7 protein-coding genes are annotated in these 7,258 nt (G+C 75.3%); 5 read left to right on the top strand and 2 right to left on the bottom strand.

The features are described from left to right. Both KJS59_RS29940 and KJS59_RS29945 read left to right on the top strand, forming a co-directional pair. The coding region (locus KJS59_RS29940; protein WP_213457247.1) for an adenosylcobinamide-GDP ribazoletransferase at nt 1-232 on the top strand (232 nt) is incomplete at its 5' end. A 58-nt stretch (nt 233-290) separates the two neighbouring features. Continuing rightward, nucleotides 291-1,583: a DUF2314 domain-containing protein gene (locus KJS59_RS29945; RefSeq protein WP_213457249.1), complete on the top strand. Its 1,293-nt coding sequence runs from the start codon at nt 291-293 to the stop codon at nt 1,581-1,583. 149 nt (nt 1,584-1,732) lie between these two features. Here the strand turns inward: KJS59_RS29945 and gcvT are convergent, their stop codons facing one another. Next, nucleotides 1,733-2,860: a glycine cleavage system aminomethyltransferase GcvT gene (gene gcvT, locus KJS59_RS29950; protein ID WP_249715146.1), complete on the bottom strand. Its 1,128-nt coding sequence runs from the start codon at nt 2,858-2,860 to the stop codon at nt 1,733-1,735. 136 nt (nt 2,861-2,996) lie between these two features. Between gcvT and KJS59_RS29955 the strand changes: the two genes are divergently transcribed. Further along, nucleotides 2,997-4,580 (top strand): leucyl aminopeptidase, encoded by a 1,584-nt coding sequence (locus KJS59_RS29955; protein ID WP_213457253.1) that lies wholly within the window; start codon nt 2,997-2,999, stop codon nt 4,578-4,580. A gap of 22 nt (nt 4,581-4,602) precedes the next feature. On the opposite strand, the gene KJS59_RS29960 is transcribed toward KJS59_RS29955, so the two are convergent. After that, nucleotides 4,603-4,926: a hypothetical protein gene (locus KJS59_RS29960; protein WP_213457255.1), complete on the bottom strand. Its 324-nt coding sequence runs from the start codon at nt 4,924-4,926 to the stop codon at nt 4,603-4,605. A gap of 176 nt (nt 4,927-5,102) precedes the next feature. On the opposite strand from KJS59_RS29960, the gene lpdA reads away from it, so the two are divergent. Beyond that, on the top strand, nt 5,103-6,491 hold the full coding sequence (gene lpdA, locus KJS59_RS29965; RefSeq protein ID WP_213457257.1) for a dihydrolipoyl dehydrogenase: 1,389 nt from the start codon (nt 5,103-5,105) through the stop codon (nt 6,489-6,491). Between the two features lie 30 nt (nt 6,492-6,521). Further along, nucleotides 6,522-7,258: biotin/lipoyl-containing protein (locus KJS59_RS29970; protein WP_283775934.1), on the top strand; the 737-nt coding region annotated here is incomplete at its 3' end.

Raw genomic sequence — 7,258 nt, forward strand, 5'->3', positions numbered from 1 at the left:
GCCGTGGCCGGTGCCGGCCGGGGCGGCGCTGCTCGTCGCGGCGCTGGCGACCGCCGCCGTGCCGGGCCGCCCGTGGCAGGGCCCGGCCGCCGTGGCCGCCGGGCTCGCCGCCGCGCTGCTGCTGGTCGCGCACGCGGTGCGCCGGCTCGGCGGGGTCACCGGGGACGTGCTCGGCGCGGCCGTGGAGGTCGCGGCGACCGTGGCGTTTGCCGGGCTCTCGCTCGGGGACTGACCCGTGCGCGGGGTAGCGTGCCGCACGGGCACCCACGAACGACCGGACGGGAGCGGGAATGTCGGACGCTGATGAGGCCCTGATCCTGTCCGTCCCGGAGGTCCTCACCGCCACCTACCTGGTGCCGACCGCCACCCCGCCGGACGAGCCGGCCGGCGCCGCCGGGCGCATCGTCGACGGGCTGCTCGCCGGCCCGGTCCGGGATCTGGCGCTCCAGATGCTCGCCGGCCCGCTGATGAGCGTGCAGACCCGCCCGGCCGACGACCTGCCGGCGGTACCGCTGGAGCTGCTGGCCGCGTTCGGGGCGACCGACGACCAGCTCGCCACGATCCGGTCCGCGACCCACTTCGTCGAGGTGACCGCCGGGTTCCGCCCTGGCTGGCCGCCGGCGCACGAGTGGGCCGCGCGGGCCACCGCCACCGCGCTGGCGCACCTGCTGGACTCGGTGGTCATCGACGTGTTCGCGCCGCAGGTGCTCAGCGTCGCGGCGGCGACCCGGTCGCTGCCCGACTCGGAGGGCCGGTTCCGGCTGGTGGACTGGCTGCTGGTCCCGTACTCGACGGCGGATACCGGGCTGTGGTTCACCACCAAGGGGATGGGCCGGTTCGGCCTGCTGGAGTTGCAGACCGTCGGGGTGCCGCCGCAGTTCGCCCGCGCCTGGGGCGCCACGCTGACCGGGGTGGCCCGGCGCCTGCTGCGCACCTGGGGCGACCGGCTGGACGAGCCGGAGACGCCCGCGTTCGTGGAGGTGCCCGATCTGGTCACGGTCACCGGGCACGACGTGGCGGTGGCCTACGCCGACCCGGCCAACGCCGACGCGGGCGCCGAGGCGACCGGCGCCGCCACCGTCCGGCTCACCGTGGACCCGGCCACCGACCCGGACGCCGACTCGTTCCTCACGCTCACCCCGCCGGGCGGGCACACCGGCTCGGCCGGGGAGTTCTTCGCGGCGGTCTGCGCGTCGCTGTTCGGCGCCACCGAGCGGGACGTGCGGTACGCCCGCCCCACCGACGCGCTGGCCACGGCGATCGCCACCGCCCGGGAGGGGCTGGCGAAGGCGCGCGACCGGTTCCTCTCCGACGAGTTGCCCCGCGGCGCGCACCTGTTGGTCAAGTACGGGCTGCCGGCCGGCGGCGACGGCCACGAGTACGTGTGGGCCTACGTCACCTCGTGGTCGGACCCGACCCGGGTGCTGGGCGCGAGCGCCAACGACGCCGACACCGACCCCGGGGTCCGGGTGGGCCGGCCGGTGGTGGTCGACGCCGCCGAGATCGTGGACTGGGCGGTCTGGATCGACGGGCGGGGCATCGTCGAGGGCGGCTGGACTAACGAGGCGGTCACCGGCGGCTGAGCCGCCCGATCAGCCACCCGGCGGCGGCCCGGCGGCGGCCCGGCGGCGGCCCGGCGGCGGCCCGGCGGCCACCCGATCAAGGCGCCCGGCGGCCACCCGATCAAGGCGCCCGGCGGCCACCCGATCAAGGCGCCCGAGGCCCGCTCGGCTCACTTGACCTGCGGGATGATGAACGGCGGGCGGACCACCCGCATGGTGGCGCGCCGGCCGCGCACGTCGAGCTCCACGGTGTCCCCCGGGCCGAGGCCGGTGGCGGTGTCCAGCAGCGCGAGCCCGATGCCGAGCCGGCGGCTGGGCGAGAACGTGCCGCTGGTGACCTCGCCGATCGGGTCGGCGCCGGAGTAGACGAGCATGTGCGGGCGCGGGATCGCCCGGTCCACCGCCTCCAGGCCGAGCAGCGTGCGCACCGGCCCGGCCGCCCGCTCCGCGACCAGCGCCTCCCGGCCCCAGAACGCCGGCTTGGACCAGCCGACCGCCCAGCCGACCCGCGCCTGCACCGGGGTGATCTCGGGGCTCAGGTCCTGCCCGTGCAGGGCGTACCCCATCTCGGTGCGCAGCGTGTCCCGGGCGGCCAGGCCGCACGGCCGGATGCCGGCCGCCGCGCCCGCCTCGAGCAGGGCGTCCCACAGCCGGCCGGCCTCGGCCGCCGGTACCACCAGCTCGTACCCGTGCTCGCCGGTGTAGCCGGTGCGGCACACGGTCAGCCCGGCCTCGCCCAGGGTGGCCTCGGTGAAGCTCATGTACGCGGACCCGGTAGGCAGCTCCATCGCGGCCAGCACCTCCGCCGAGCGGGGGCCCTGCACGGCCAGCACCGCGTACGCGTCGTGCTCGTTCGTGACGGTGAGCCCGGCCGGTGCCGCCGTGGACAGCCGCCGCACCACCTCGGCGGTGTTCGCCGCGTTCGGCACCAGGAACACGTGGTCGTCGGCGAACCGGTACGCGATGATGTCGTCCACCACGCCGCCGGTGACCTCGTCGCAGCAGAGCGTGTACTGGGCCTGGCCGGTGCCGATCCGGTCCAGGTCGTTGGTGAGGCAGGCGTTGACGAAGGCCGCCGCGGCGGGCCCGGTCACCCGCGCCTTGCCCAGGTGCGACACGTCGAACACGCCGGCCGCCTCGCGCACCGCCGCGTGCTCCTTCAGCACGCCGCCGCCGGCGTACTCCAGCGGCATCTCCCACCCGCCGAACGGCGCGAACTTGGCGCCCAGGGCGGCGTGCCGGTCGTGCAGCGGCGAGCGGCGAAGCGCCTCGTTACCTGGCTGAATGGCGTTCGTCATGGGTGGCAACTTACCTGTCGCTGGTGGCCTGGTTAGCATCGGCGAGAAACCCCAGGCCCGGCCGCAGCGCCGGGCCGATGACCATTCGCCTGGCCGCGCGGCGTCGCGGCCGGCCCGCCAGCCCCGGAGCCGCCGCGTGACCTCTGCCGCCACCAACCTCACCCTGGTCGACACCGACCCCGCCGAGCTGGAGGTGGACGCCCTGGTGATCGGCGTGCACGCCGCCGAGGAGGGCGCGGAGGGCGACGACGGCCCGGCCGGCGGGCTGCTGCTCGGCTCGGGTGCGGAGAGCGTCGCCGCCGCCTTCGACGGCCGGCTCACCGGCACGCTGGCCCTGCTCGGCTCGACCGGCGCCGCCGGCGAGGTGGTGAAGCTGGCCACGCTGGGCGCGCTGACCGCGCCGCTGGTCGTCGCCGTCGGGCTGGGCCCCGAGCCGGCCGGTGCCGGCCCGGCCGCGGAGACCCTGCGCCGGGCCACCGCCGCCGCGGTGCGCGCCCTCGCCGGCTGCCGCCGCGTCGCGCTGGCGCTGCCGGTGGTCCCGGACGACGCCGACGCGCCCGCGTCCGCCACCGCGCTGCGGGCGGTCGCCGAGGGTGCGCTGCTCGGCGCGTACCGGTTCGCCGGGTACAAGACGAAGCCGCAGCCGAACCGGAAGGACGCGGTCGGGTCGGTCGCCGTGCACGTGCCGGACGCCGCCGACGCCGCCGCCCGCGCCGAACTGGACCGCGCCGCCATCGTCACCGCGGCCGTGGCGCAGGCCCGGGACTGGGTGAACGCGGCACCGAACCACCTGCGGCCGCCGGACTTCGCCGAGGCGGTCGCCGCGGTGGCCGGTGCGGCCGGGCTCGCCGTCGAGGTGCTGGACGAGGCGGCGCTGCGCGCCGGCGGGTACGGCGGCATCCTCGCGGTCGGCCTCGGCTCGTCCGCGGCGCCCCGGCTGGTGCGCCTGACCTACATCCCGGACGTCCCCGACGCACCCCGGATCGCCCTGGTCGGCAAGGGGATCACGTTCGACAGCGGCGGCGTGTCCGTCAAGCCGGCGCAGGGCATGTGGGAGATGAAGTCGGACATGGCCGGCGCGGCGGCGGTGGCGGCCACGATGCTGGCCGTGGCGCGGCTGCGCCCGCCGGTGGCGGTGACCGCCTACCTGCCGATGGCGGAGAACATGCTTTCCGGCAGCTCGTACCGGCCCGGCGACGTGGTGACGATGCGCAACGGCAAGCGGGTCGAGGTGCTCAACACCGACGCCGAGGGCCGGATGCTGCTCGGCGACGCGATCTGCGACGCCGCCGCGGACGGGTACGACTACCTGCTGGAGACCTCGACGCTGACCGGCGGCCAGCTCGTGGCGCTGGGCAAGCGGGTCGCCGGCGTGATGGGCGAGGAGCGGCTGTGCGAGCGGGTCCGGGCGGCCGGCGACGCGGTCGGCGAGCCGGGCTGGCCGATGCCGATCCCGGAGGACGTGCGCAAGGGCATGGACTCGGACATCGCCGACGTGCTCCAGGTGGCGGCCGGGATGGACCGGGCCGGGCACATGATCCAGGGCGCGGCGTTCCTGCGCGAGTTCGTGCTGCCGGACGCGCCCTGGGCGCACATCGACGTGGCCGGGCCGGCGTACCACTCGGGCGAGCCGACCGGTTACCTGGCCAAGGGTGGCACCGGGGTACCGATGCGCACCCTGCTCCAGGTGATCGACGACATCGCCGCCGAGGGGGCCTGAGCCGGTCGGGCCGGGCCGCGGCCTAACCCGTGGCCCGCTTCCGTCGCTCGTTGTAGTCGCGCATGCGCTTCGGGTACCCCATCAGGGCGATGTCGTAGATGGGGATCGCGAGCCGGTGGGCGAATCGGCGGGCCCCCTCGGGCCCGTCGATCCGGCGGCGGGTCCACTCGCCGTCGTGGGCGACGAGCAGCACGGTGGTGTCGGTGACGGTGGTACGCGGCTCGATGAACGCCTCGACGCCCCGGCGGGACCGGACAAACTCCTCGAGGTGCTCGATGTCGGCACGATTCGCGTACCGGTCGCGGCCGGCCGGTACGCTCTGTCTGCGCCGTCTGAACCAGGCCACCGGCCCTCTCCCCCTTATGCCGTGCACGCGGATGCGGAAAAGGGTACGTCGAATATCCGTGTCCTTGGGCACCTCGCGTGCCGGCCCCTATTCACAAGTGACAAGATGGCCGGGGCGGCCCGCGTGTTCTCGCACCGCGTGCCGGCACCGCACCGACGCGATCCGGGAGACCTACTGTGAGCGAGCCCAACGGCGGGACCTTCGACCTGGTGATCCTCGGCGGGGGCAGCGGCGGCTACGCGGCCGCGCTGCGCGCCGCCCAACTGGACCTGTCGGTGGCGCTGATCGAGAAGGACAAGCTCGGCGGCACCTGCCTGCACCGCGGCTGCATCCCGACCAAGGCCCTGCTGCACGCCGGTGAGATCGCGGACCAGACCCGCGAGGCCGCCCAGTTCGGGGTCAAGGCCGAGCTGATCGGCGTCGACATGGCGGGCGTGAACAGCTACAAGGACGGCGTCGTCGACCGCCTCTACAAGGGCCTGCAGGGCCTGGTCAAGAGCGCGAAGGTCAGCTACGTGCAGGGCACCGGCCGGCTGGTCGGCCCGAACACGGTCGAGGTGGACGGTACCCGCTACACCGGCCGCAACCTGGTCCTGGCCACCGGCTCGTACTCGCGCAGCCTGCCCGGCCTGGAGGTCGACGGCGAGCGGATCATCACCAGCGAGCACGCCCTGAACCTGGACCGGGTGCCCAGCTCCGCGATCGTGCTCGGCGGCGGCGTGATCGGCGTCGAGTTCGCCAGCGCCTGGCGCTCGTTCGGCAGCGAGGTGACCATCATCGAGGCGCTGCCCCGGCTGGTCGCCGCGGAGGACGCGGACTGCTCCAAGGCGGTCGAGCGGGCGTTTCGCAAGCGCGGCATCGCCTTCAAGGTCGGCAAGCCGTTCGAGAAGGTGGAGCGCACCGAGGGCGGGGTGCGGGCGACCATCGCCGGCGGCGAGCCGGTCGAGGCCGAGGTTCTGCTGGTCGCGGTCGGCCGCGGCCCGGCGACCGCCGGCATCGGGTACGAGGAGCAGGGTCTGCGGATGGAGCGCGGGTTCGTGCTGACCGACGAGCGGCTGCGCACCAACCTGCCGAACGTGTACGCCGTCGGCGACATCGTGCCCGGCCTCCAACTCGCGCACCGCGGGTTCCAGCAGGGCATCTTCGTGGCCGAGGAGATCGCCGGGCGGCGCCCGGCCCCGATCGACGAGGCCGGCATCCCCCGGGTCACCTACTCCGACCCGGAGGTCGCCTCGGTCGGCCTCACCGAGGAGAAGGCCGCCCAGAAGTACGGCGCCGACAAGGTGCACACGTACAACTACAACCTCGGCGGCAACGGCCGCAGCCAGATCCTCAAGACGCAGGGCTTCGTCAAGCTGGTCGGCCTCAAGGACGGCCCGGTGGTCGGCGTGCACATGGTTGGCGCCCGGGTCGGCGAGCTGATCGGGGAGGCCCAGTTGATCTTCAACTGGGAGGCGTACCCGGCGGACGTGGCGCAACTCGTCCACGCCCACCCCACCCAGAACGAGGCGCTCGGCGAGGCCCACCTGGCACTGGCCGGCAAGCCGCTGCACGCGCACGCGTGAGCACCACCTTCCACTAAGGAGTCGTAAGAGATGCCGGTATCGGTCACCATGCCGCGGCTCGGTGAGAGCGTCACCGAGGGCACCGTTACCCGCTGGCTGAAGCGGGAGGGCGACCGGGTCGAGGTCGACGAGCCGTTGCTCGAGGTGTCCACCGACAAGGTCGACACGGAGATCCCCGCGCCCGCCGCCGGCGTGCTGAGCCGGATCGTGGTGGGCGAGGACGAGACCGCCGAGGTCGGCAGCGAACTCGCGGTCATCGACGGTGACGGGGACGGCGCCGCCGCCCCCGCGGCGCAGCCCCAGCAGGAGGCGCCGGAGCCGGCGGAGGTCCCGTCCACCGAGACGCCGGTCGGCGCCGAGCAGCCCGCACCGGCGGCGCCCCCGGCCGGCGGCCCGGCCGCGGAGGGTGTGGTCGTGCGGATGCCGGCGCTCGGCGAGAGCGTCACCGAGGGCACGGTCACCCGCTGGCTCAAGCAGGTCGGCGACGCCGTCGAGGCGGACGAGCCGCTGCTGGAGGTCTCCACCGACAAGGTCGACACGGAGATCCCCGCGCCCGCCGCCGGCACCCTGCTGGAGATCAAGGCCAACGAGGACGACACCGTGCCGGTCGGCGCCGACCTGGCCGTGATCGGCTCGGCGGCCGGCGCGCCGACGCAGGCGCAGGTCGAGCGGACCCAGCCGGCGGAGCGGAACGTGCCGGGCGAGTCCCCCGCGACCCCGCCGCCCGCCGCCGAACAGGCCGCGCCGGCCGCGGCACCGCCGGCCCC

This window comes from Rhizomonospora bruguierae, from assembly GCF_018397995.1.
Classification (GTDB): Bacteria; Actinomycetota; Actinomycetes; order Mycobacteriales; family Micromonosporaceae; genus Rhizomonospora; species Rhizomonospora bruguierae.